Source organism: Allocatelliglobosispora scoriae (assembly GCF_014204945.1).
GTDB lineage: Bacteria > Actinomycetota > Actinomycetes > Mycobacteriales > Micromonosporaceae > Allocatelliglobosispora > Allocatelliglobosispora scoriae.
The window spans coordinates 1,807,175-1,831,208 of sequence record NZ_JACHMN010000003.1 but is presented as its reverse complement, the minus strand read 5'-3'; the positions used below and the strand labels follow the sequence as shown (position 1 = coordinate 1,831,208).

24 protein-coding genes are annotated in these 24,034 nt (G+C 72.5%); 14 read left to right on the top strand and 10 right to left on the bottom strand.

The window, feature by feature from the left end; all coding sequences use genetic code 11:
• Positions 1 to 58: 58 nt before the first annotated feature.
• A complete protein-coding gene (locus F4553_RS34455) occupies positions 59 to 754 on the top strand; it encodes a TetR/AcrR family transcriptional regulator (protein ID WP_312875499.1) in 696 nt (231 codons plus the stop codon).
• Positions 755 to 804: 50 nt separating this feature from the next.
• Here F4553_RS34455 and F4553_RS34450 read toward each other — a convergent pair whose 3' ends face one another.
• Positions 805 to 2,934, bottom strand: coding sequence for an alpha/beta hydrolase (locus tag F4553_RS34450; RefSeq protein WP_184844918.1), 2,130 nt, complete (start codon positions 2,932 to 2,934; stop codon positions 805 to 807).
• A 101-nt stretch (positions 2,935 to 3,035) separates the two neighbouring features.
• Here F4553_RS34450 and F4553_RS34445 point away from each other — a divergent pair, with 101 nt between their 5' ends.
• Positions 3,036 to 3,617 (top strand): TetR/AcrR family transcriptional regulator, encoded by a 582-nt coding sequence (locus F4553_RS34445; protein ID WP_184844916.1) that lies wholly within the window; start codon positions 3,036 to 3,038, stop codon positions 3,615 to 3,617.
• A 40-nt stretch (positions 3,618 to 3,657) separates the two neighbouring features.
• Here F4553_RS34445 and F4553_RS34440 read toward each other — a convergent pair whose 3' ends face one another.
• The 3 genes from F4553_RS34440 to F4553_RS34430 all read right to left on the bottom strand — a co-directional run bounded on the left by F4553_RS34440 (position 3,658) and on the right by F4553_RS34430 (position 6,097).
• Positions 3,658 to 4,827, bottom strand: coding sequence for a lytic polysaccharide monooxygenase (locus F4553_RS34440; protein ID WP_312875498.1), 1,170 nt, complete (start codon positions 4,825 to 4,827; stop codon positions 3,658 to 3,660).
• Positions 4,828 to 5,058: 231 nt separating this feature from the next.
• Entirely contained in the window at positions 5,059 to 5,577 is a 519-nt protein-coding gene (locus tag F4553_RS34435) for a hypothetical protein (protein ID WP_184844913.1), read from the bottom strand.
• Between the two features lie 58 nt (positions 5,578 to 5,635).
• Positions 5,636 to 6,097 carry a hypothetical protein gene (locus F4553_RS34430; protein ID WP_184844910.1) on the bottom strand — a complete coding sequence of 154 codons (462 nt, stop codon included), beginning with the start codon at positions 6,095 to 6,097 and terminating at the stop codon, positions 5,636 to 5,638.
• Positions 6,098 to 6,249: 152 nt separating this feature from the next.
• Between F4553_RS34430 and F4553_RS34425 the strand changes: the two genes are divergently transcribed.
• Positions 6,250 to 7,065 (top strand): class I SAM-dependent methyltransferase, encoded by an 816-nt coding sequence (locus tag F4553_RS34425; protein WP_184844907.1) that lies wholly within the window; start codon positions 6,250 to 6,252, stop codon positions 7,063 to 7,065.
• Between the two features lie 45 nt (positions 7,066 to 7,110).
• On the top strand, positions 7,111 to 8,913 hold the full coding sequence (locus tag F4553_RS34420) for an AfsR/SARP family transcriptional regulator (protein ID WP_184844903.1): 1,803 nt from the start codon (positions 7,111 to 7,113) through the stop codon (positions 8,911 to 8,913).
• Here F4553_RS34420 and F4553_RS34415 read toward each other — a convergent pair.
• Positions 8,903 to 9,724: an SDR family oxidoreductase gene (locus F4553_RS34415; RefSeq protein WP_312875497.1), complete on the bottom strand. Its 822-nt coding sequence runs from the start codon at positions 9,722 to 9,724 to the stop codon at positions 8,903 to 8,905. The genes F4553_RS34420 and F4553_RS34415 overlap by 11 nt on opposite strands.
• Positions 9,725 to 9,861: 137 nt before the next feature.
• Here F4553_RS34415 and F4553_RS34410 point away from each other — a divergent pair, with 137 nt between their 5' ends.
• Both F4553_RS34410 and F4553_RS34405 read left to right on the top strand, forming a co-directional pair.
• Complete coding sequence (locus tag F4553_RS34410; RefSeq protein WP_184844898.1) at positions 9,862 to 11,151, top strand: sensor histidine kinase; 1,290 nt, start codon at positions 9,862 to 9,864, stop codon at positions 11,149 to 11,151.
• Positions 11,139 to 11,774, top strand: coding sequence for a response regulator transcription factor (locus tag F4553_RS34405; RefSeq protein ID WP_184844893.1), 636 nt, complete (start codon positions 11,139 to 11,141; stop codon positions 11,772 to 11,774). The genes F4553_RS34410 and F4553_RS34405 overlap by 13 nt, the downstream gene beginning before the upstream one ends.
• 5 nt (positions 11,775 to 11,779) lie before the next feature.
• Here F4553_RS34405 and F4553_RS34400 read toward each other — a convergent pair whose 3' ends face one another.
• Positions 11,780 to 12,301 (bottom strand): hypothetical protein, encoded by a 522-nt coding sequence (locus F4553_RS34400; RefSeq protein ID WP_184844890.1) that lies wholly within the window; start codon positions 12,299 to 12,301, stop codon positions 11,780 to 11,782.
• Positions 12,302 to 12,430: 129 nt separating this feature from the next.
• On the opposite strand from F4553_RS34400, the gene F4553_RS34395 reads away from it, so the two are divergent.
• The 3 genes from F4553_RS34395 (at position 12,431) to F4553_RS34385 (ending at position 14,155) form a co-directional block, all read left to right on the top strand.
• Complete coding sequence (locus tag F4553_RS34395; protein ID WP_221470595.1) at positions 12,431 to 13,144, top strand: hypothetical protein; 714 nt, start codon at positions 12,431 to 12,433, stop codon at positions 13,142 to 13,144.
• 9 nt (positions 13,145 to 13,153) lie between these two features.
• Positions 13,154 to 13,633 (top strand): hypothetical protein, encoded by a 480-nt coding sequence (locus tag F4553_RS34390; RefSeq protein WP_184844883.1) that lies wholly within the window; start codon positions 13,154 to 13,156, stop codon positions 13,631 to 13,633.
• Positions 13,634 to 13,711: 78 nt separating this feature from the next.
• On the top strand, positions 13,712 to 14,155 hold the full coding sequence (locus F4553_RS34385) for an NUDIX hydrolase (RefSeq protein ID WP_184844880.1): 444 nt from the start codon (positions 13,712 to 13,714) through the stop codon (positions 14,153 to 14,155).
• On the opposite strand, the gene F4553_RS34380 is transcribed toward F4553_RS34385, so the two are convergent.
• Positions 14,139 to 16,874, bottom strand: coding sequence for an AfsR/SARP family transcriptional regulator (locus F4553_RS34380; RefSeq protein ID WP_184844878.1), 2,736 nt, complete (start codon positions 16,872 to 16,874; stop codon positions 14,139 to 14,141). The two genes, F4553_RS34385 and F4553_RS34380, sit on opposite strands and share 17 nt — an antisense overlap.
• Before the next feature lie 260 nt (positions 16,875 to 17,134).
• Here F4553_RS34380 and F4553_RS34375 point away from each other — a divergent pair, with 260 nt between their 5' ends.
• Positions 17,135 to 18,664: a hypothetical protein gene (locus tag F4553_RS34375; RefSeq protein WP_184844875.1), complete on the top strand. Its 1,530-nt coding sequence runs from the start codon at positions 17,135 to 17,137 to the stop codon at positions 18,662 to 18,664.
• On the opposite strand, the gene F4553_RS34370 is transcribed toward F4553_RS34375, so the two are convergent.
• On the bottom strand, positions 18,654 to 19,082 hold the full coding sequence (locus tag F4553_RS34370; protein ID WP_312875496.1) for a winged helix-turn-helix transcriptional regulator: 429 nt from the start codon (positions 19,080 to 19,082) through the stop codon (positions 18,654 to 18,656). The two genes, F4553_RS34375 and F4553_RS34370, sit on opposite strands and share 11 nt — an antisense overlap.
• A 91-nt stretch (positions 19,083 to 19,173) precedes the next feature.
• On the opposite strand from F4553_RS34370, the gene F4553_RS34365 reads away from it, so the two are divergent.
• Complete coding sequence (locus F4553_RS34365) at positions 19,174 to 20,028, top strand: SDR family oxidoreductase (RefSeq protein WP_184844870.1); 855 nt, start codon at positions 19,174 to 19,176, stop codon at positions 20,026 to 20,028.
• 191 nt (positions 20,029 to 20,219) lie between these two features.
• Here the strand turns inward: F4553_RS34365 and F4553_RS34360 are convergent, their stop codons facing one another.
• Together F4553_RS34360 and F4553_RS40345 are read right to left on the bottom strand one after the other, a co-directional pair.
• On the bottom strand, positions 20,220 to 20,885 hold the full coding sequence (locus F4553_RS34360) for a response regulator (protein WP_184844867.1): 666 nt from the start codon (positions 20,883 to 20,885) through the stop codon (positions 20,220 to 20,222).
• Positions 20,882 to 22,024: a sensor histidine kinase gene (locus F4553_RS40345; RefSeq protein WP_221470594.1), complete on the bottom strand. Its 1,143-nt coding sequence runs from the start codon at positions 22,022 to 22,024 to the stop codon at positions 20,882 to 20,884. Before F4553_RS40345 ends, F4553_RS34360 begins: the two co-directional genes overlap by 4 nt.
• 191 nt (positions 22,025 to 22,215) lie before the next feature.
• Between F4553_RS40345 and F4553_RS34350 the strand changes: the two genes are divergently transcribed.
• From F4553_RS34350 to F4553_RS34340, 3 genes are read left to right on the top strand one after another with little or no spacing between them, the layout of a single operon-like run.
• Positions 22,216 to 23,187: an NAD(P)-dependent alcohol dehydrogenase gene (locus F4553_RS34350; RefSeq protein ID WP_184844864.1), complete on the top strand. Its 972-nt coding sequence runs from the start codon at positions 22,216 to 22,218 to the stop codon at positions 23,185 to 23,187.
• A gap of 55 nt (positions 23,188 to 23,242) precedes the next feature.
• Entirely contained in the window at positions 23,243 to 23,590 is a 348-nt protein-coding gene (locus F4553_RS34345; protein ID WP_184847276.1) for an ArsR/SmtB family transcription factor, read from the top strand.
• A complete protein-coding gene (locus F4553_RS34340) occupies positions 23,587 to 24,033 on the top strand; it encodes an SRPBCC family protein (RefSeq protein WP_184844860.1) in 447 nt (148 codons plus the stop codon). The genes F4553_RS34345 and F4553_RS34340 overlap by 4 nt, the downstream gene beginning before the upstream one ends.
• The last annotated feature ends 1 nt before the right edge of the window (position 24,034 follow it).

Here is a 24,034-nt window from a genome sequence, read left to right as displayed (position 1 = left end):
GTTGCATGAAATTTACAGTAGCAGAAAATATTTAGCGGCGGCAGGTATGCTGGCTGCCGTGAGCGCACGCACGGTCGACTGGACAGGGCTCGGCACCGCCGCCGACACGGCACCCGGCGAGGGCCTGCGCGAGCGCAAGAAACGCCTGATGCGCCAGCAGCTCTCCGACACCGCCACCGAGATGTTCCTGGAGCGCGGCTTCGACGCCGTGCGCGTCGCCGACGTGGCCCGGGCCTGCGGCGTCTCGGAAAAGACCGTCTTCAACTACTTCCCGACCAAGGAGAGCCTCGTCCTGGACCGCTGGGACACGACGAGGGAGGCCCTGCTCAGCGGCCTCGACGAGCCGGACGGCTCCCCCGTGGCGGCGGTGCTGCGGATCCTCGACCGCGAGCTGGCGCAGATCATGGGCTGGCTCGGCGCGCAGGAGGATCCGGTCGGGGCCGCCCGGGCGATGCTGCGCTTCGGCGAGCTGATGCGGGCCACCCCGTCGTTGCGCGCGCACCAGCGCGACGTGGCCGACGAGCTCACCGCTGCCGCCGCCGCACGGCTGGCCGAGCGGGCGGGCGTCGAGGCGGACGATCCGCAACCGCAGATCGCCGCGATCGCGCTGCTCGGTCTCTGGCAGATCCAGGCCGCCAGCCTGCGCAAGCACCTCGACGGCACACAGCCGACCGACCGGATCCGCGACGCGGTCACCGCCGACGTCCGCCGAGCGGCCGACCTCATCCAAGCCGGATTGGGAGATCTTGAATGATTTCTGCTGCCAGGGCAGCAGAAATCATTCAAGATCTCCCTGACGCTCGATCAGAGCAGGTCGGCGAGGAGCGCCGCGGCGCGGGCCGCACCGTCGGTCTCCACCGGCCGGTAGTCCGTCTCGCGCCCGATCTCCGCCGCGATCGCACCGGCGAGCACCTCCGGCGACAGGTCCGCATAGTCGAGGCGGCGTCCGGCGCCGTAGCGGCTGAGCCGGTGCACCACGTGGAAGTTCTGCTCGAAGTGGTTGCGCAGCGGAATGAAGAGGAACGGGCGGCCCGCCGCGGCCAGCTCCATGCAGGTCGTGAGTCCACCCTGGACGATCGCGAGGTCGCTCGCGGCGAGGTGCCGGTAGAGGTCGGGGACGAAGGAGCGCACCTCGAGACCCGCCCGGGCCGGGATCGTCGCCGCGTCGATGCGCGGTCCGGTGACGACGATCATCCGCAGTCCCGCCACGCGTCGCGCCGCCTCGTCGAAGGCGGCCACGACCCGGTGCAGCAGGTGCCCGCCGACACCGGATCCGCCGACCGTCACCACGCAGATCCGCTCGTCGGGGCCGTAGCCGAGCTCGGACCGCAGCGCCGCGCGATCGGCGACGGCGGCCGGGTCGAAGCCGGTGACGTACCCCGCGAAGTCGTAGTGCGCCCGCGTCCAGTCCCGGATCACCGGCAGCCCGGGGCCGAAGCTGCCGTCGACCACGTCGTCGGGGTTGCCGACGAAGACGGCCCGGTCCCGGATCCTCGGGTAGCGGGCGATGTGCTCGATCATCTCGGCGTTGTAGTCCGCCGCGACGAGCTCCTCCCGCGAGCCGCCCTCGGGCATCGGCAGGTTGCCGACGAAGTCGGTGAGCCAGGCGTAGGCGAAGCGCTTGAGCTCGGGGTTCTCGTGCAGGAAGTGGTCGACATCCCAGGCCTCGTCGCCGATGACGAGGTCGTAGCCGCCGTCGCGCACGAGGTCGTGGAAGACCATGAAGTTCGCCAGCAGCACCTCGTCCATCCGGCGCAGCGCCTCGAAGGCGCGCAGGTCGTGCTCGCCCGCCTCCGCCTCGAAGTGCGCGGACTCGTTGGCGAGGTGCCGGCTCGCCGGGTGGACCAGTTCCCCGGCGGCCTCGAGGACCCTCGTCACGGGGTGCTGCGCCAGCCAGTCGATCCGCGCGTCGGGATGGTGTTCGCGCAGCGCGCGGGCGATGGCGACATCGCGGCGCGCGTGCCCGAGGCCGATCGGCGACGACAGGTAGAGCACCCGCTTGGGCCGCTGCCGCCACCGCGACCAGGTGCGGCGCCGATGCGGTGGCACCGCGGTCCGCTCGGCGAACTCGCGGATGAGCAGGTTGACCTTGACCGGGTCGCGGGCGAGCGGGATGTGGCCGCCGCCTTCGATCACGACGAGGTCGCCGCCGGTGAGCTCGGCGATCAGCTCGCTGCGGCGAACCGGGCTGATCAGGTCGTGGTCGCCGTGGATCAGCAGCATCGGGCTCGTGATGCGGCCGCACCACTCGGTCAGCGTCGCGGTGTCCGGCCTGCTCGCATGGCTGTCGGCGATGAGGACCTCGGCGGTGGTCTGCCGGGACCAGCCGACGGCATCCTCGATCTGCTTGGTCGAGTGCGGCTCGGGGAAGCACTGTCCGAAGAAGAACCAGGCGAAGTCGGCGTAGTCGGCGAGCCAGTAGTCGCGGTCGTACTTCGCCCAGTGCTCGGACGGGTCCACCTCGACGAACGGCACCCGGGACGGCGTGAGCTCCGGCTTCCCGGCCACGGTGCGGGCGGCGCCGGGGCCGGCGAAGGCGACCGTCGGTCCGATCAGGACGGTCCCGCTCACCCGGTCCGCGTGGTTCGCCGCCAGGTCCAGGGCCCAGTTGGCCGCCTTGGAGAGCGCGACCAGCACCGCACGGTCCGTCGCGGTCGCCGCCAGGACCTTCATCGCGTACGCCACCTGGGCCTCCTGGCCGTAGGCGGACGGCTCCAGCGGCCGGTCGGACCCCCCGTTCCCCGGACCGTCATAGGCGACGACCCGGTGGTGCCGGGCGAGGTAGGGGATCTGCCCCTTCCAGAACCGCTTGTCGATGATGGTCCAGGTCGGCATGAGCAGCAGGGTGGTCTCCCCCTCGCCGAAGACCTCGTAGTGGATTCGCACCCCGTCGTGCTCGACGAAGCCCTCGGCATCCGCGATCCGCGCCCGCATCCGGCGGCCCCTTCACCACGTTTCGGTCGATCGACCGAATCGAGCGGTGCTAGCATTCGGTCGATCGACCGAGCAATGCCTTCTCCGACGGGAGCGCGTCGTTGGCGACCGACACATCGACCAGGATCATGGAGGCCGCGCGGTCGTGCCTGCTCGCGGACGGCTACGCCAACCTCTCCACCCGCAAGGTCGCCGACCGGGCCGGGGTGCCGCTGAGCCAGATCCACTACCACTTCGGCGGCAGACAGGGCATGGTGCTGGCCCTGCTCGACCATGAGAACCGGCTGCTCGTCGGCCGCCAGCGCACGATGTACGCCGCGACCGTCCCGCTGTGGCAGCGCTACGAGCAGGCCTGCGACTTCCTCGACGACGACCTGGCGTCGGGCTATGTCCGGGTGCTGCAGGAGATGGTCGCGGCCGGCTGGTCCGATGACGCGGTGGCGAAGCAGGTGCTCGCGATGCTCCAGGGCTGGATCGACCTCCTGGAGACCGTCGCCCGGGAGGCCGAGGCCCGGCTCGGTTCGCTGGGGCCTTTCACCGCCGGCGACCTCGCCGTCCTCGTCGGGCTGGCGTTCCTCGGCGGCGAGACGATGATCCTGCTCAACGACGGCGCGTTCACGGCCCGGGTCCGCACGGCGCTGCGCCGCGTCGCCGACCTGCTGCGCGAGCTGGAACCCGCGTGACGCGCGGGCCGCGGCAGGAGCGCCGCGGCCCGCGCCGGTGTCACGGACTCGTGCAGGTCAGACTGGGTGCGGTGTTGCTGCCGGTCCAGTTGGCGAGGAAGCCGAACGTGCGGGTGCCGCTCGGCGCGATGGTCGGATTATGGGAGGCGTTGGTGAAGGTCGCCACGCCGCCGCTCTGGCTGTAGACGCTGTCCCACGACTGCGTGACCGTCTGTCCATTGGCGAACGTCGCCTTGACGGTCCAGCCGTTGAGAGTGGCGCTGGTGCTGTTGTTGCGCACCGTGACCCCGCCCTGGAAGCCGCCGCTGGTCGGCCCGTTGCTCCACGAGTTGGTCAGGGCGTAGGTCGCCGTGCACGCTCCCCCGCCGGTCGGCGGCGGAGACGAGGACGCCGACGCGGACGGCGACGGCGACGCGGATGCCGAACGCGACGCCGACGGCGAGGCCGAGGGCGAGCGCGAGGCCGACGCGGACACCGACGGCGACGGCGGCGGGGTCTGGTTCGGGCCGACGCCGGTCACCTCGCCGTTGCCGCCGTCGAAGTTGACGTCGGAGCAGCTGAAGAAGTTCTCGTTGCTGTCCGAGCGCACCCACCGGATGTAGATGATCGCCCGGCCGCTGCGACCGGTCGGGAGCTGGGCGTTCCAGTAGTAGTAGTTCAGCGCGCCCGGACCCCCGCTCACCGGCGGGTTGGTGACGCTCGCGAAGTCGGTCAGGTCACTCCAGGCGAGCGGAGTCGTGGGGCTCCAGCCCTGCTTGGTGATCGACAGGTAGAACGTGCCGGGGTGCTGCGCCCAGTTGCTGTGCCGGAACTGGATGTTGGCCCCGGTGGTGAGGTGGGTCAGCGGCCAGTCCGTCCGGGTGGCGTTGTAGGCGCTGAAATTGTAGGGCCCGCCCGTTCCACCGCTGCAGAGCTGGCCGTCCGGGATGTAGCCCGTGGTCCGGCCGCCGGCGTCGGAGCGGAGCACCGCGAACCAGTTGTAGAGCGGGGTGGTGCCGTTCGCGGCGATGGCTGCGGCGCAGGCGGGGTTGTAGGCCTCGATCGAACCGTTGGCCCGCAGGCCATCCTGGTAGCACAGCCAGGTGCGGCTGCCCGGGACCATCGTTACACCGTGGGCCTGTGCCGGAGATGTCTGCATCACGACGAAGCTGATACTCGCCGTGAGGACCGCCGCGACCAGGCTCGCCAGAATCTGGCGTCTGTGTCTCACCGTCTGTCCTTCCTACTGGTGGGAGGTCGACGCCATCGAGTGCGGGGACAGGCGCTCAAGGACATCGACCAGCAAGGGGTGCTGACGCGCGTCAACCAACGGGCCGGAGGACAGACCACGGCAAGCCCTCTCAGCACACCCGAGGATGTGCGCTCTTGCGTCGACTCCCAGCCCGCTTGATAGGTCTAGACATCGAAAGTGTCGCATGGTAGCGCTCCCACGGCAATGCCGCTAAGAGACCTCGTCGTGGTAACGGACCACCAGGGCGCTCGGCCTGCGCCGATCGCTGAAACCGGCGAACGCCTGCGCCTCCAGGGCGTCCGGCATCATGGCCCGGACGCGGTCGGGGTAACCGACGCCGGACTGTGCGATCCGGACGGTCGGCGGGTTCGTCAGGCTGATCACCACCGGCCCCTCGCTGCGGGTCGCGTAGTCCCAGGCGGTGTTCGGCTGGGCCAGCGCGCAGAGGTAGTGGGCGTAGATGACCCGCACGTCCTCGACCCGCTCGACGGTCGCGGGCTCGGTGGCGAACGACTCGACGGCGCAGATCACCTTGGCCTCGCCGCCGTGCCCCTGCACGTCGAAGAGCTCGAGCTCAGCCGGGGCGAGTCGCTCCAATGTGGTCTGTGCGAGGGTGTCCAGCCGGCTGGGCAGGCCGCCTGGACGTAGGTAGATCAGGCCGGTCGCGAGGGCAGCGACCGCGCATAACTCGGGGATGAGCCACCAACCGTGGCGTCGCAGTGGGAACACCGGGCAATGGTCGCATCGACGACAGACGCTACACAATCATCGCCCGCGAACGCGCTGGTCAGCGTCGGCGGGCGGTGGTCAGGGCCACCAGGAACTGGCCGCCGCCGGGCTCGACGCTCGCCTCGACCGGCATCCCGGGCGCGAGCCGGGAGAACCGGTCCACCAGCCACGCGGCGGTCTGATCGGCCGACTTGCGGTCGGCACAGCGCACGACGACCTCCCGGCCGCCCTTGCGGTCCAGTCGCTCGGCGACCGCGATCAGCGGCGCGGGCTCGACCAGCATGATCGTCGACGGCCAGGGGATCACCGGGGTGACCGCGCCCTTGCGGGTGTTGCAGCGCTTGTGTGCCAGGCGTTCGCCACCGGCGTAGTCGGTGGCGCCCTTCTTCAGCTTCGCCGTGGTGCGGCTGTCGACGCTGGGGCCGCGCGGGTCGTTGGCCGACGCCGTCCTGTCGACGGGTTCGTCGCACACCCAGCAGCGCCAGTTGTCCTGCTTGGCGATGTCTTCGAGCTGGCTCATGCGCTGCCGATCGTCGGAAGGATGGGTCGGATCCGTGTCCGGTTCAGCATAGGCGGCCGAGAAGCCGGGGCATCACACGGTGCGTCACACGGCGGCGGGCTTTGCTGGCCTGAGTCAACCGCTGAGACGGCGGTGCACCTGAGGAGAAGACCATGACCAGCACCATCATCGACTTCGAGACGATCAAGAAGGCGCAGCGGGCAGGCTGGGAGACCGGCGACTACCCCCGCGTCGGCAACACCCTGCAGATCATCGCCGAGCTGCTCGTCGAGGCGGCCGACGTACGCGCGGGGCAGCGGGTCCTCGACGTCGCCTGCGGTCAGGGCAACGCCGCGATGGCCGCCGCCCGCCGGTTCGCCGTCGCGACCGGCGTGGACTACGCCGTCAACCTGCTCCAGCAGGGGCGGGAACGCGCCGCCGCCGAGCACCTGCCGGTCACCTTCACCGAGGGCGACGCCGAGCAGCTGCCCCTCGCCGACGGCTCCTTCGACCTGACGCTGAGCACCGTCGGCGTGATGTTCGCCCCCGACCACCAGCGGGCCGCCGACGAGCTGGTCCGGGTGACGGCGCCCGGCGGCACCATCGCCCTGGCGAGCTGGACGCCCACCGGGATGGTCGGCCGGCTGTTCCGGACCGTCGGGAGGTGGGCGCCGCCGCCCGCCGGTGTCCGCCCGGCCACCCAGTGGGGCACGGCGGACCACCTCGCCGAGCTCTTCGGCGACCGGGTGGAGTGGACCGGCCTCGTCGAGCGGGAGTTCACCTTCTGCTACCACTCGCCGGAGCACTTCTCCCAGTGGTTCCGCGACCACTACGGCCCCATCACCCGCCTGTCGGGCACGCTGAACGCCGACGACCTGGCGAGCTTCGCCGCCGACCTCGCCGACGTGGCCCGCGAGTTCAACCGGGCCGACGACGGCACGGTCGCCGCGCCCTCGACCTACCTGGAGGCGGTCGGCCGGAGGCGCTGAGCGGATACTGCAGGGGAGGCGAGGCAGGCGAGGGGTGTGGACGCGATGACGACGATCCGGCTGCTCGGTCCGCCGGGGATCGAGCGGGACGGGCAGCCCGTGCGGTCGCCGCGCGGACGCAAGGCGTGGGCCCTGCTCTGCTACCTCCTGCTCGCCGAGCGGCCGCCCACGCGTACCCATCTGGCGGAGCTGTTCTTCGGCGAGGCCGACGACCCGCTGGGCGCGCTGCGCTGGACCCTCGCGGAGCTGCGCCGCGCGCTCGGCGTGACCGACGCGCTGCGCGGCGATCCGGTCGGGGTGGTGCTCGGCGCCGGGATCGACGTCGACGTGGTGCTGCTCACGGACGAGTCCGCCGATCCGGGCCTGCTCCTCGACGCCGCGGGTGAGCTGCTCGAAGGTGTGAATCCGGCGTCCAGCCCGGAGTTCGACTCGTGGCTGGTGGTGGAGCGGCACCGCGTCTCGGCGATGATCGAGGCACGGCTGCGCCACGCGGCGGCCGTGCTGCTCGCGGCGGGACGGGCCGACGACGCCATCGCCTACGCGGCCCGGGCCGTCGCGCGCAACCCGCTGGAGGAGGGCAACCACGAGCGGCTGGTGCGCTGCCTCGCGGCGGCGGGCAACCGGACCGCGGCGCAGCGGCAGGTGGCGATCTGCGAGGACCTGCTGCGGCGCGAGCTGGGCATCGAGGCGTCACCGGCGCTGCGGGAGGCGGCGGGTACGGCCACCGGGTCGCCCCGGCTCGCACCGCGCAACGGCCGGGCCGCCGCGATCAGCCAGCTCGACGCCGGACGGGCCGCGATCGTCGCCGGTGCCGTCGACGCCGGGCTGGAGTGCCTGCGCCGCGCGGTCGCCGAGGCCGCCGGCTGCCACGACATCAGCCTCCAGGCGCGGGCACTGGGGGCGCTCGGCGGTGCGCTGATCCACGCGGTCCGGGGCCGGGACGAGGAGGGCGCGCTCGCGCTGCACGAGGCGATCGCGTTCGCCGCCGAGGCCGGCGACCGGACCACCTCGGTCGCGGCCCACCGGGAGCTGGGCTTCGTCGAGGTGCAGGCGGGCCGCTACCGGACCGCCGAGACCTGGCTGGCGAAGGCGCAGGCGATGGCCGAGACCGACGCCGAACTCGCGCCCCTGCTGGGGGTACGCGGCATGAACGCCTCCGACACCGGCGACTACCCCACCGCGCTCGCCGTGCTCGCCGAGTCCGTCGAGCGGGCGCAGCGCTGCGGCGACCACCGACAGCAGGCATGGTCCCTGTCGATCTCGGCCCGCGCACACCTGCTCCGCGGCGAGCGCAGCCAGGCCTCGATCGAGCTGGCGCGGTCGCTGGCCCTCATCCGCGAGCAGCGCTGGATGGCCTTCCTGCCCTGGCCGCAGGCGCTCCAGGCGGAGCTCGACCTGCAGACGGGCGATGCCGAGAGCGCGGCCGACGGGCTCGAACAGGCCTGGGCGACCGCCTGCCGGCTCGGCGACCCGTGCTGGGAGGGGATGGCCGCCCGGGGCATGGGCCTGCTGCACGCCCGGCGCGGCGACCACGACGCGGCGACGGCGTGGCTCACCGAGGCGGAGACGCGGTGCAGCCGGGTGCCCGACCGGTACCAGTGGGTGCACGCCTACGTGCTGGACGCGGCGATCACCACCGCGCTCGACCGCGACGACGAGCGGCGGGCCGGGCCGCTCGTCACCGCGCTGTCGTCCCTCGCCGCGAGATCCGGGATGCGGGAGTTCGTCGTCCGCGCCCACCTGCACCGGCACCGGCTGGGCGACCCGACCGCGCTCGCCGCGTCCCGGCTGCTCGGCGCCGACATCGACAACCCGGCCCTGGCGGCGCTGCTCCGCGTTACGGCGTGACCCACTCCGCCGTGTGCCGGCCCTCCGCGAGCGCCTGCTCGAAGTCCTGGTGCCTGGCCCGGAGCGCGGCGGCGAGATAGACCTCGATGTCCCGGCCGAACGGCACCCGCAGCGGCGGCTCCGCCATCGCCGCGACCTTGCGCACCAGCAGCGGGAAGAGCTCCACCGGCGTGGTGAACTCGTAGTCCGCGATCGCCCGGGTGCCCGCGAGGACGCCGTCCTCGGCCACGGCGTAGTCCTCGATCCGCCGCGCGGGCTCGACGAGCGACGTGCCGTAGCTGGTCGCGAACCCGCCGAGCTGCAGGATCGTCGACTTCACCCCGAGGTGCGCCGCCTCCAGCGCCAGCGACTCGCCGAGCCCCTCCAGGGCGAACTTGCTCACCGCATAGGCCGACAGCCCCGGCAGCGACATCGAGCCGCAGGTGGAGGAGACGAGGATCGAGTGGCCGGACCGGCGCTCACGCCACTGCGGCAGCACCATCCGCAGCAGCCGCCACGGTCCGAGCAGGTTGGTCTCCAGCTGATCGCGTACCTCCTGCTCGGAGACCTCCTCGACCGAGCCGAACTGGCCGTAGCCGGCGTTGTTGACGAGCACGTCGATCCCGCCGAAGCGCTCCCCCGCGAGGTCGACGGCGGCCTGGCACTGCGCCTCGTCCCGGACGTCCAGGGCGGCGACCGCGATCGTCGCCGGATGGGCCTCGGCCAGGTCGGCGAGGGTCGCCGGGTTGCGGGCGGTGACGACCGCCTGCTCGCCGGTCCGGGCGAGGTTCTCGGCCAGCGCCCGACCGAGCCCGCTGGAACAGCCTGTCACTAGCCAACGTCGTTGAGTCATGCCGATATTCAAATACATAACGCTCGCGCGGCATAGCGCGAGGTATGGCTGGCGATACCCGAGGTGTAGCGCTGGCCTCCTCGTGGGGCACCGGGGCGGACCATAGCCTGGACCGCATGACCTTGGACTCCCCATCCGCGCCGCTCAGCGCGGTCACCCGGCGGCAATTCCATCTCTCCGCGTCACTCTGGCGGAGCCTCGCCTACGCCGTCGGCACCGCGCTCGCCAGCGGTGTCCTGTGGACCCTGCTCGCCTGCCCCCTCGCCCCGGTGGCGATCGCCGCGGGCAAGCTCCGGCACGGCACGGAGGACCTGGTCACCGCCGTCCCGCTCGGGCTGATCGGCATCGTGCTGCTGGCGCTGATCGGCCCGCCGCTCGCGGTCGGCGTCGGCTACGTCGAACGGTGGCGGCTGCGGCTCGTCGACGACCGCCCGGCCCGGGACGGGCGCAGCGGCCGGAACCTCTACCTCGACCCGGCGACCTGGCGGGCCTTCGCCTACCTGCTCGTGCTCGCGGTCATCGCCCCGCTGTGGCTCGGCGCGGTCATGATCGCCGGGCTGCTCGTCGGCGCCCTCATCGCCGCCCCGCTCGCGATCAGGCTCGACCCCGGCGCGTTCGTGATCGGCACGACCACGGTGGACTCGATGGGCCAGGCGATCGGGCTCTCGCTCGTCGGGCTCGTCGCGGCGGCGATCCTGGTCTACCTGACCGCCGCCTTCAGCCTGGCGCAGGCGGCCCTCGCCCGGGCGCTGCTCACCGTCGAGGCGGGTTCGGCCGAGGCGCAGCTCGTCGAGGTCACCGCGTCCCGGGCCCGGCTCGCCGACGCGTTCGACGCCGAGCTGCACCGGATCGAGCGCAACCTCCACGACGGCGCGCAGCAGCGCCTCGTCAGCCTCACCATGCAGCTCGGCCTCGCGAAGCTCGACCTGCCACCGGGGTCCCCCGCGGCGGTCGCCGTCGACTCCGCGCACGAGCAGGCGAAGGCGGTCATGGTCGAGCTGCGGGACCTGGTCCGGGGCATCAGCCCGCGTACGCTCACCGAACTCGGCCTGCCCGCCGCGATCGACGAGCTCGCCGCAGCCGGCCCGCTCTCGGTCACCGTGCGGGTGAGTGCAGCCCGGCTGCCCGCGCCCGTCGAGACCACCGCCTACTTCGCGATCTCCGAAGCGCTCGCCAATGTCGCCAAGCACAGCTGTACGACCCGGGCCTCGGTCACCGTGGCGCAGAATGCAGGCATGCTCACCGTGGAGATCCGCGACGACGGCCGGGGCGGCGCGGATCCCGCCGGTGGCTCCGGCATCACCGGCCTCGCCGACCGGGTCGCCGCCGTCGGCGGTCGGCTGCTGCTCTCCAGCCCCGTCGGCGGGCCCACCATCGTCCGGATCGAGCTGCCGTGCGCGTCGTGATCGCCGAGGACTCCGTCCTGCTCCGGGAAGGGCTCGCCGGGCTGCTCACCCGGTTCGGCTGCGAGGTGACCGCCGCCGTCGGCGACGCGGCGGCGCTCATCGCGGCCGTCACCGCCGACCCGCCCGATCTCGTCGTCACCGATGTCCGGATGCCGCCGGGCTTCACCGACGAGGGCCTGCGCGCCGCCGTCGCCCTCCGCCGGGCCCACCCGGGCCTCCCGGTCGTGGCACTGAGCCAGTACGTGCAGCACACCTACGCGGCGGAGCTGCTCGCCTCGGGCGGCGGCATCGGTTACCTGCTCAAGGACCGGATCGGCGACATCGCGGAGTTCGTGGACGCCCTGCGGCGGGTCGCGGCGGGCGGGACGGTGATCGATCCGGAGGTGGTCCGGCAGCTCATGCGGCACGGACGGGAGCCGATCGCGACACTCTCGCCCCGGGAGCGCGAGGTGCTCGCGCTCGTCGCCGAGGGCCACTCCAACGCCGCGATCGCGCGCACGCTGGTGCTCTCCGAGGCCGCCGTCAACAAGCACATCGGCAACATCCTCGCCAAGCTGCACCTGCCGCTCACCGACGACACCAACCGGCGGGTGCTGGCGGTCCTGGCCTACCTGCGGGGCTGAGGCGGCTAGCCGCGGGGCCGGGGCGCCGCCAGCACCGCGAAGAGCTGGTCGGACGGGTCCACCACCGCGTTGAGGCGGTCGCCGACCTGCAGCATCGGGCGGCGGTATTCGCACTCCAGGGACGCCTCGAAGGGCGTGAAGCCGGGACCGCTGATCCGCAGCCGGAGCCTCGTCCCGTCGGTCTCGTCCAGGATTATCGTGGTGATCTCCAGGATCTCCGCGATCGCCGGCACCCCGACGGTGTCGAGCCGCCGCCACCGCTGCCGGGTCAGCGTGGTGTCGCGCGCGAAGACGATGCCGAGCGGCACGAAGATCGCCAGCAGCAGGAACCCGAAGACGAGGAAGCCCCACCCCTCCGCGATCGGCTCGTCGAAGGCGACGAAGGTGAAGCCGATGACGGCGAGCGATGCCAGCACGAAGCCGGCCTGCATGACGTACTCGATGTAGCCGGCGATCAGACCGGTCCGACCGCCCAGGTAGGGGGACTTGGCCTCGTTCGGTCCGCGGGACTCGACGTGGGTGGGCATGGCCGGATCGTATCCGTGCCACGCCATACGTTTCACGTTTCAGCCACGCATCAGGCCGGCATCAGCCCGTCCTGCGAACGTCGTGTCCATGAACGACAGAGCACGGGAGGGGACATCATGAGAAGGCTGATGCTTGTCGCACTGGCGGCGAGCTGCGCGGCCGCGCTGACGGGGGTGGCCGCTCCGGCTGCGGCCGGGGTCGCGGGGAAGTCGACCGACTGCGTCGTGCAGGAGGTGGACGCGCGCGGCGCGGTGCACGAGAAGCTCGTGCCCGAGGGTACGAAGCTGGGCGCGTTCCGGTGCGTGAACGGTCTCTGGCAGTACGCCTGGGCACCGTTCGGGCCGGACGACCTCGTCACCGCACCGGCGCTGCGGGTCGACGCGAAGGGGCGGGTCTCGGTCGACCGGTTCGACCGGCCCGAGCACTCCAGCGACCTGACGATCGGCGAGCTGGCCGGCATCACCAGCGCCATCACCGGGGGCCGGGCGGTGTTCCAGCGGGCGGTCGTCGCGGTCGACGACGGCAAGAAGCGGACGCCCGCCGAGGTGGCTGCGCTGCTCGCCGGCAAGGACACCACGGGTGCCAAGGTGCTGCGCGTCATCGACCGGCTCGACCCGCAGTCGGACCTGCCGGACACCGTCGGGGACACCGGCGGCGAGCCGGTCGTGGTCTATCTGCTCAGCGAGATCTGGGACGCCATCACCGGTGCGGTCGAGGCCGTCATCGACTGGGTGGTCGACGGGGTCGGCGGGATCGGTGACTGGATCAACAACCACTGCATCTGGTTCCCGCCGCCGCCGCCCGGCAGCAACACCATCCCGATCGTCACCTGCCAGTTCTAGGGGGAGCGGATGAGAAGCATGGTCGTGGCCGCGCTGGCGGCCGCCGGGCTGGCGTTCGTGGGGGCGGCCGCACCCGCCGCCGCGGCCACCGAACCCACGGTGACCGTGGCCGACCGGCCGGGTGCGCCCGGCGAGGCGCTGGGACAGCTCGCGAAGCTCACGGGCAGCTCGCTCGGCACCGTGGAGCGGGTCGTGGTGGTCGACGCCGACGGCGTGCGGCTGACCGCCAAGCAGGTCGAGGCTCTCGCCGCCGGTGCGGAGCTCGACGGAGTGAAGGTGCTCGGTGTGGTGCCCGGGAGCAAGGACGTCCTCGGCACCACGCTCACGGATCTGTCCGACGGCACCTATGACGGCCCTGGCGGCATCGCGGCCTTCCGGTCGGCGCTGATCTTCGCCAGTTATGACGGCGAGACCCGCGAATGGTGCCTGACCATGTGCATCAGCATGGGCCGGACCGTCGCGCAGTGCATCCTCCTGTCGAGGCGATGACGCGCATCAGCGCCGTTTCAGGACGGGGTGGCAGGGTGACTCCTGCCACCCCGTTCTTTGCGCGAAGGAGAACTCATCGTGCCCCATCTCAGCAGAGTGCTGCGTTTGCCGGCCGTCGCGGCGCTGGTCGCGCTGCTCGTCGCCGTGGCGCCGAGCACGGCATCGGCCGGTGCCACGGCCCGTGAGGGCATCGATTCAAAGGCGCTCGCCACGATCTGCGCGGCGCTCCAGGGCGAGTTCCGCCAGGATCCGAAATCGCCCTACCCCTACGGCTGCGAGCTGCCCGAGGGCAGCATCAGGTGCGAGAAGTCGGCCCGGTGCGGCTACTTCCGGCTCGACGACCTTCCGCCGCTGCAGGAGAGCTGCGGCCGCGTCGGCGGCAAGTACCACCAGTTGCTGCTCGACTACACCTGCTGGGTCCGCGACCTCGAGATCCAGGTGATCTGCGACGTGGACGGGGATTGCGGCGTCGGGCACGAGCAGCCGATGCCGCACGAGAATCCCGTCAGGACCCGAGCTTGATCCGGACCCGGTCGGCGTCCAGGTGGCCCAGCTGATCCAGGATCTCCACCGCCTGCGTCCAGGCGGACCGGGCAGCCGCCGTGTCACCGGCTGCCCGGTAGGAGTCGCCGAGGTGGTCGAGCACGTCGGCCTCGTAGTAGCGGTCGTCATTGCCCTGGTAGAGCTCGATCGCCCGCAGGTAGTGCGCGATGGCGAGGTCGTAATTGCCCAGATGGTGGTTGATGTAGCCGAGGCTGTCCGAGGTCCCGGCCTGGAAGGCCAGGTCACCGAGTTCCCGCATCTGGGCCAGGGCCAGCTCGCATCGGGGGCGGGCGCGGGCGAAATCGCCGCTGAGGGCGTACCCCCAGCCCAGTGAATTGAGCGTGCGCGCCGCCATCATCGGCTGGCCGGCGGCGCGGTAGAGGCGCAGCGCCTGCCGGGCGTGCCGGACGGCCTGCTCGTGGCGGCCCTGGCGGTTGGCGAGCCAGCCCAGCTGGTACTGGACCTTGGCCTGGCTGCCGAGGTCGCCCAGGTCGGCGAAGAGGTCGAGCGCCCGGCGCAGGTGGTCCTGAGCCCGGTCGTTGTCACCGAGCCGGGCATAGGTCGTCGAGGCGCTGATGTGGGCGTGCCCCTCGGCTGCCCGCTGACCGAGCCGCGCGGCGGCGTCGGACGCCAGGAGCTGGTTGGCGACCTGGTCGTCCCAGTGGCCCCACCGGTCCAGGAAGTCCTGCACCGCCCAGGCCAGCTGCCACGCGTGGGTGTCGAACCCCTCGGCCGCCGCCCGCCGCAGCATCGCCTGCAGCGCGCTGCGCTCGTCGGTGAACCAGGCCACCGACGCGTCCCGCGTCACCGGCTCGGCCAGGGTGACACCGGGCAGCGGCGGCAGGAGCCCGGTGAGCGGCTGCCGATGCGGCGTGAGCAGCATCGCCGCGCGTACCGAGGTGTGCAGGTAGTGGTCGAGCAGGCGGTGGCCCGCGGCATGGCGCGCGGCCTGGCTCTCGTCGCTGCCGGCACGGTCCAGGGCATAGGCCCACAGGAGATCGTGGAAGCGGTAACGGCCGAGAATCGACTCCTGGATCAGGTTCGCGTCGATGAGCTCCGCGAGCAGCGGCCGGACCACCGCCACGTCGAGGCCGGTCAGGGTTGCCGCCGCGGGCACGGTGAAGCTCGGCCCCGGGTGGAGGCCCAGCAGCCGGAAGAGCCGGGCCGCGGCGGGACTGACGGCCTGATAGGACCAGGAGAAGACGCTCCGGAGTGCGTCGAACGGTCCCGCCGTCGCGCGCAGCTGCGTGGTCACCTCCCCCACGGCCAGGTCCGGCCGGGTGACGCAGCTCGCCGCCGCCAGCGCCAGGGCCAGTGGGAGCCGGGCACAGAGCGTGATCATGTCGCGGACGGCGACGGCCTCGGCGGCGACCCGGCCCGCGCCGATGCGCCGCGTCAGCAGGTCGCGCGCCTCGTCGTCGGTGAGCAGGCCCAGCGTTATCGACTGCGCGCCCTCGACGGCGACCAGTCCGGTGAGCTGGTTGCGGCTGGTCACCAGGACGGCGCAGCCGGGCGACCCGGGCAGCAGCGGCCGCACCTGCTCGACGTCGCGGGCGTTGTCGAGCACGATCAGCACCCGCCGGTCGGCGAGCATCGTGCGGTAGAACGCGGCCAGCTCGTCCGGACCGGCCGGGATGCGGTTCCCCGGTACGCCGTAGGCATCGAGGAAGCGGCGCAGCACCGCGGGCGGGTCCACCCGGGCGTCACCGCCGAAGCCGCGCAGGTCGACATAGAGCTGGCCGTCCGGGAACGATCCGCGTACCTGGTGGGCCCAGTGCACGGCGAGTGACGTCTTGCCCGCGCCCGCGGTGCCGGAGACGACCGTGACCATCATCGAGCCGGCGTCGCGGCTCTCGGCGAGCATGGCGTCGAGGCGGGCGAGTTCCCGGTGCCGCGGCGCGAACCCGCGGGTGGCGAGCGGCAGCTGTGCCGGTACGGGCGTCCCGGCCACGACGGCGACCCGGATGGGCGGGTCGAGCGCCGGATCCTGGCGCAGGATCGCCGTCTCCAACTCCCGCAGCGGCTGGCTGGGATCGATACCGAGCTCCTCGGCGAGTACCTGCCGGAGCTGCTGGAACCGCTCCAGCGACGCGGCCTGGCGGCCGGAGCGGTAGAGCGCGGTCATCAGCAGCCGGCACAGACCCTCGTCGAGCGGCCGGTCGGCGAGCAGGCGCTCCAGTTCGGGGATGAGCGCCTGATGCTCACCGAGTTCGAGGCGGGCCTCGGCGAGCGCCCGCATCGCGTCGCGCTCCATGTCGTCGAGCCGCTCCGCCTGCTCGCCGAACCAGCGCAGGGCGGTGACACCGGTCAGCGGACGGCCCCGCCAGAGCGCGAGCGCGGCGCGGAGCCCCTCGACTCTCCGATGTGGATCCGATGCCCGCTTGGCGGCACGGATCAGGCGCTCGGCGGCGAGCACGTCCGTCGCCTCGTCGCCGAGGGCGAGCAGGTAGCCGGAGGAGCGGGCCATGATGAATTCCTTGGCGCCCAGCAGGTCGCGGAGGTAGGAGATGTGGCGCTGCAGCGTGTTGAGCGCGGTGGCGGGCGCATCCTCCGCCCACACCACATCGATCAGGCGGTCGCTGCTGACGACCTGCCCGGGATGCAGACCCAGCATCGCCAGCACGGCCTTACGGCGCAGCCCTGGAACCGGCCGCACCTCGTCGCCGACGGCGACCTCGACCGCACCCAGCAGCCTCACCCGCATACTCCGCTACCCCCAGTGTCCTCCGGCGCCCTGCGGGGCTCCGGTCGCCACGCTCCCCGCCCCCTCGTGCCGGCGCCGTTCCGCCCGGGCCAGCAGACCACGATAGGCGATCGGGGCCGACGAGCAGCATCGGGACATTCGAACGTTGACATCGGTCGTGGCGTGGCTAGGCTCGATCCGGCGCCGGAGAGCGCTCTCTGGACCGCCGTCCCGCCCGCGTCCGCAGCGGGAAGACCCTCGCGAAAGAAGTCACCGTGCTTCGGCTGATCCGTCCCACCCTCGCCGCCGCCCTCGTGGCGGCGGCGTTGCCCGTCCTCGCGGCGAGCCCCGCCGCAGCGGCTTTCCCGTCCCGTTACACCATCACCGACCTGGGCACCCTCGGCACCGCGTCCTTCGCCCAGAGCACCGCCCTGGGCATCAACAACGCCGGTACGGTCGTCGGCGTCACCAGTGTCGGCAGCGGCTACGCCTCCCACGCCTTCCGCTGGGCCAGCGGTGTGATGACCGATCTGGGCACCAACCCCGGCGGCGATTCGAGTTACGCCACCTCCATCAACGACACCGGCACCGTCGCCGGGGTGTCCGACCGGCAGAGCGGCGGCTACGGCTACCCGGTGCGGTGGAGCGCGAGCGGCGCCATCACCGACCTGGGCGGCCCGGTCGTCAACCGGCTCGGCGTCGCCAACGGCATCAACGCGTCCGGGCAGATCGCGGGCGGGCAGCGCCCCGCCGACTCGTCGGGCAGCCCCGTCGCGATGGTCTACAACCCCGACGGGAGCAGCGTCCTCCTCGGCAGCCCGCCGGAGTCCCTCGGCGCCGCGACCGGGATCAACGCGCTCGGCCACGCGGTCGGCTCGCCCGGCTTCCTCTGGCACGACGGCGTGCTGGAGAGCCTGCCGGGGCTGCGCTACTACAGCGGCGACCTCGTCACCGCGACCGCGATCAACGTCCGGGACCAGATCGTCGGGGCGGCGCCGATCGGCGACTACGCCACGCACGCGACCCTCTGGCCGGGCGCCGATCTGGCGCAGACCCCGGTCGCCACCGACATCGGCACGATCGACGGCATCGCCTACAGCACCGCGAAGGCGATCAACGCGTCCGGGCAGGTCGTCGGCACCGTCGACCCGATGTGCCAGCCGTGCCCGGCGCCGCGCGCATGGGTGTGGCAAGCCGGCTCGACCATCACCGCTCTGGACACGCTGATCCCGGCCGGGACCGGCTGGACGCTGCAGCAGGCGAACGGCATCAACGACCGGGGCCAGATCGTCGGGAGAGGACTCGTCAACGGCAAGTACCACGCCTACCTGCTGACGCCGCGCTTCGCCGCGACGGTCAACTTCCAGCCCGCCTCGGCGGCCGTGCCGACCGGCTACCTCGCCGACACCGGTGCCGTCTTCGGCGCTCGGACCGGCGGGCTCAGCTATGGCTGGACCAGCGACGACACAGCCTTCACCCGGGACCGCAACTCGGTCCGCGCCGCCGACCAGCGCTACGACACGCTGATCCACTCCCAGCATCCGACCAGCGCCAACGCGTGGGAGATCGCGGTGCCCAACGGCACCTACCTCGTCCACGTCGCCTCGGGCGACCCCGACTACACCGACAGCGTCCACCGCATCGCGGTCGAGGGCGTGCTCACCGTCTCGGGCACCCCGACCAGCACCGCCCGCTGGGTGGAGCGTTCGGTGATCGTCACGGTCACCGACGGCCGGCTGACGATCGGCAATGCCACCGGTGGCAGCAACAACAAGCTCAGCTACGTCGACATCGTCAACCTGTGAGAGCACGGGCGTCGTACGCAGCGCGTGCGGCGCCCACCTCGTCGACCGACCCCTCCAGCAGCTCGGCGAGGCCCCGCAGCTGCTGCGCGACCCGCTCCCCCAGCGGCGTCAACGAGTACTGCACGCGCGGCGGAATCGTCGTGATCACGTCGCGGCTGAGCATGCCGTCGCGCTCAAGGGTCTGGAGCGTCTGGGAGAGCATCTTCTCGCTCACCCCCTGCACCCGGCGCCGCAGCGCGTTGAAGCGCAGCTCCCCCTCGCCGAGGGCGAGCAGGGCGAGGATGCCCCACTTCCCGGCGACGTCCTCCAGCGTGGCCCGCGACAGGCAGTCCCGGGCGAACACGTCGCTGATCAGCTCGTCCGTGGGGTCGGGGCTGGTCTCGGAGCCGGCCGAAAGGCCTGCGGTGACGGTAACCACCAGGCAATGATAGATCAGACACTTGCACATCGCTAGCGCTGTGGAATAGTTAGTGCCAGACCATTCGACAGTACTAACACCGGGAGAAGTCATGACCGCGTACGCAGTCACCGGAGCCACCGGCCCCTTCGGCCGCCTCGTCATCGCCTCGCTGCTCGAGCGGGGTGTCGCCCCGTCCGACGTGACGGCGGTCGTCCGCAGCCCCGAGAAGGCGGCCGACCTCGCCGAGCTCGGCGTCCAGGTGCGCCACGGCGACTACGACCGGCCCGAGACGCTCGGCACCGCGCTCACCGGCATCGACGTGCTGCTCCTCGTCTCCGGCAGCGAGGTCGGCAAGCGCGTGCCGCAGCACACCGCCGTCATCGACGCCGCGAAGGCCGCCGGGGTCGGCCGGATCGTCTACACCAGCGCCCTGCGCGCCGACACCACCGAGCTCCCCGTCGCACCGGAGCACAAGGCGACCGAGGCGGCCCTGAAGGCGTCGGGCGTGCCCTTCACGATCCTGCGCAACGGCTGGTACACGGAGAACTACACCGGCCAGCTCGGCTCCTACCGGGAGCGGGGTGCGGTGGTCGACGCCACCGGAGACGGCCGGATCGCCGCCGCCACCCGGGCCGACTACGCCGAGGCCGCGGCCGCCGTGCTCGTCGCGGACGGGCACGAGGGCAAGACCTACGAGCTCGGCGGTACGCCGTTCACCACCACGGAGCTCGCCGCGACGATCACCGAGGTCACCGGTACGCCGGTCGCCCGGCAGAGCATCACCGTGGCCGAGCTCGCCGCGGTCCTGCGGGGTGCGGGGCTCGACGAGGGCACGGCCGGGTTCGTCGCCTCACTCGACGAGGCGACCGCCCGCGGCGACCTCGACACCGACAGCGGCGACCTGCCCCGCCTGCTGGGTCGCCCCGCCACCTCGCTGGCCGACGCGATCCGCGCCGCCGCCTGACGGCGCACCGCGCCACCCGCGCCGCACCGCGCCGCCCGCGCTGCGCTGCGGAAACGCCCAAGGTCGCGTTGTTTCCCGGAAATATGCCCCTCCGAGGACGAGTGAGGGGCATATTTCCGGGAAACAACGCGATCATGCAGCGCAAGCAGCGCGCAGCGCGCGGCGCGGCGTGGGGCGCGGCGTGGGGCGCGTCAGGGGAGCCAGCCGGGGCGGACCAGGCCGGCCTCGTAGGCGAAGACGACGAGCTGCGCCCGGTCCCGGGCGCCGAGCTTCACCATCGCCCGCGACACGTGGGTCTTCGCCGTCGCCGGGCTCACCCCGAGCCGCGCCGCGATCTCCCCGTTGGTGAGCCCGGCACCGGCCAGCGTCACCACCTCGCGTTCCCGCTCGGTGAGGTCGGCGAGCTGCCGGGGCGGTGCCGGGGCCGCCGACCGCTGCGCGAACTGCTCGATCACCCGCCGGGTCACGCTCGGCGAGAGCAGCCCCTCCCCCGCCGCCACCACCCGTACGCCGCGAATCAGCTCGGCAGGCTCCGTGTTCTTCACCAGGAACCCGGCCGCACCGACCCGCAGCGCCTCGGCGACGTATTCGTCCAGCTCGAAGGTGGTGAGGACGACGATCCGGACACCGGACAGGTCGGGGTCGGCGGCGATCTCCCGGGTGGCGGCGAGGCCGTCCATGCCGGGCATCCGGATGTCCATCAGCACCACGTCGGGGCGGGTCTGCCGGGCCAGCCGCACGGCGTGCGCACCGTCACCGGCCTCCCCCACCACCTCGATGTCGGGTTCGGACTCCAGCAGGGCCCGGAAACCGGCCCGCACCAGCGCCTGGTCGTCGCCGAGCAGCACCCGGATCATGCGGGGTCCCCGGCGGCGGGCAGCTGTGCGCGTACCCGCCAGCCGCCCGTCGGCGATGGTCCGGCCGTGAGCGACCCGCCCAGCACGGTGGCGCGCTCGCGCATGCCGCTGACCCCGTTGCCCTCCACCGTCGCGGCGGTGATCGGCCCGCGCATGCCGCCGTCGTCCTGGATCAGCATGACCAGCTCCTCCTCCCGGTAGTCGATCGCTATCGTCACCGCGGCGCCGGGACAGGAGTGCCGGCGCACGTTCGTCAGCGCCTCCTGCACGATCCGGTAGGCGGCCCGGTCGATCTCGGCCGGCAGCGGCCGGGGCGCACCGCTGATCGTGGTCCGCACCGGGAGCCCGGCGTCGACCGTCAGCTCGTCGAGCCGGTCCAGTCCGGGTGCCGGTGCCCGCGGCGCCGCTTCCCCGCTGGGGTAGAGCGTGTTGAGCACCGACTGGACCTCCCGCAGCGCCTCCGCGCTCGCCTGCTTGATCGTGTCGAGCGCGGCCCGGGCCTCGTCGGGCCGGCGGTCCATCAGGTGCCGCCCCACCGACGCCCGTACGTTGATCAGCGACAGGTGGTGTCCGAGCACGTCGTGCAGCTCCTGGGCGATGCGCAGCCGCTCCTCGCTCGCCTGCCGCCGTCGGCGCTCCTCGTCGAGCCGCCGCTGTCTGCGCGCCATCTCGATCGCCATCGGCGCGGCGGCGTAGACCACGGCGAGCAGGATTCCCAGCCCGGCCGCCCACGCGGCGACGGTGAGCGCCCGGCCGAGGGTTGGTCCGCCGAGCACGACCCACGCGGCGTAGGAGGCGATCGCGACGAGCGCCACCGGACCGCGCCGGTCGGACCGGGCCGCCACGACGGCGGCGATGATCAGCGCCAGGAAGGTCGGCCCGCGCGGGTGGTCCAGCACCTGGTGGCCGACGGTCAGTACGGCGATGCCGACCAGCGTCGCGGCGGGTGCCCGGTGCCGGGCGGCGAGGGCGAGACCGCTCACCACGAGCAGCGCGCAGCCGAGCGGGTCCCATGCGGTCGCCTGCCCGGCGGACCAGATCGCGGTGCCGACGAGCTGCACCAGCGCGACCAGCACGGCGAGCCCGGCCCCGCCACGGCGGCGCGCGGACACCTCCGGCGGTGCGCTGGGGCTGGTCATGCGAGCACCCTAGGCGACCCGCGCCCGACCTCGCGTCCGCCGACCGCCGGATCCACCCCTACGCCCCGGGGCGCAGTCCGCACCCCCGGCTACCACCGGGGGCGCAGCCGGGGAGCCGCCCGCTGCCCGACGCGGGACGGCTCAGCGCTGGCGATGCTGAGACGACATCGGAACGACGAAGGAGCAGACGGATGAGAGCGATCGCACGGCACAGGTGGGGTTCACCGGAGCTGCTGGCACTCGACGAGGTCGACCCACCCGCGATCGGGGACGACGAGGTGCTGGTGAGCGTCCGCGCCGCCTCGGTCAATCCGTACGACTGGCATCGAACGACGGGCACGCCCTATCTCGTACGCATCGGCTCCGGGCTCGTCACCCCGCGCGCGACCGCCCTCGGCGCCGACCTGGCCGGGGTGGTGGCGGCGACCGGCCGCGACGTGACCGCGTTCCGGGTCGGCGACGAGGTCTTCGGCATGGGCGACGGCGCCTTCGCCGAGCAGGTCGCCATCCGTCCCGACCGGCTCGCGCCGAAGCCCGCCGACCTGAGCTTCGAGGAGGCGGCGGCGGTGCCGCTGGCGGGGCTCACGGCACTGCAGGGCCTGCGCGACCGGGGCGGGATCCGGCCGGGGCAGCGGGTCCTGATCAACGGCGCGGCCGGTGGCGTGGGTACCTTCGCGGTGCAGCTGGCGAAGGCCTTCGGCGCGGAGGTGACCGGCGTCTGCGGCACCGGCAACGTCGAGCTGGTCCGGGGGCTCGGCGCGGACCACGTCATCGACTACACGCGCGCCGACTTCACCCGCGACGGCCGTACCTACGACCTGATCCTCGACGTGGCGGGCAACCGCTCGAACGCCGCTCGCCGCCGCGCGTTGACGCCCGGCGGAACCCTCGTCCTCGTCGGCGGGCCCAAGCGCAACCGGTGGACCGGGCCGCTCGGCTCGCTGCTCCGGATGCTGGTGGCGGCGCTTTTCAGCAGCCGGACGATGGTGGGGATGCTGGCGAAGCACAGCCACGCCGACCTGCTCATGCTCCGCGACCTGCTCGACTCGGGGCAGGTCCGGCCGGTGGTCGAGCGGACCTATCCGCTGGCGGAGACCGCGAACGCCCTGCGTCACGTCGCGGGCGGCCACACCCGGGGCAAGGTCGTGATCACCATGGCGTAACCAACCAATCAGTTGTGCAACTGATCGGTTGTGTTAGGGTGGGGACATGACCTTGATGGTGGACGACGAGCTCAGCCTGGTCTTCTCGGCCCTGGCCGACCCCACCCGCCGGGCGATCCTGGCCCGGCTCGCCCGGGGCGACGCCACCGCCAACCAGCTCGCCGAGCCGTTCGCGATGACGCAGCAGGCGGTCTCCAAGCACCTCAAGGTGCTGGAGCACGCCCGGCTCATCAGCCGGACGCGCTCGGCGCAGTCGCGGCCCTGCGCCCTGGACACGGTGCGGCTCGACGCGGCGGCGAGCTGGATCGCCGAGCACCGCCGGGTCTGGGCCGAGCGCTACGACCGGCTCGACGAGCACCTCGCCGCCCTGCGTGGCGAGCGGGAGACGGGGCACGGGCGATGAGCGAGACCGGCGAGCTGACCTACACGAGGGTGCACGACGCATCCCCTGAGCTGCTCTTCGACTGCATGACGACACCGGAGCACCTCACCCGCTTCTGGGGGCCGGCGGGCACGACGACGCCCGTCGACGGCATCACGGTCGACCTGCGACCCGGCGGCACGTTCGCCACGACGATGGTGAGCGACGCCGACGGCGGCAGTTACACGATGCGCGCGACCTATGTCGAGGTCAGCCGACCCGACCGGCTCGTCTGGGTCGAGGGCGACGTCGAGGGCGGCATGCGCACCACGATCACCTTCACCGACATCGGCCAGGGCCGCACCGAGGTGGTCACCCACCAGACCAACGTGCCCGCCGCCTACCGCAGCGCCCAGGCCCGGGCCGGGTTCCAGACCAGCCTCGACCGCTTCGACCACTACCTGGCAAAGATCAAAACCACCTAGG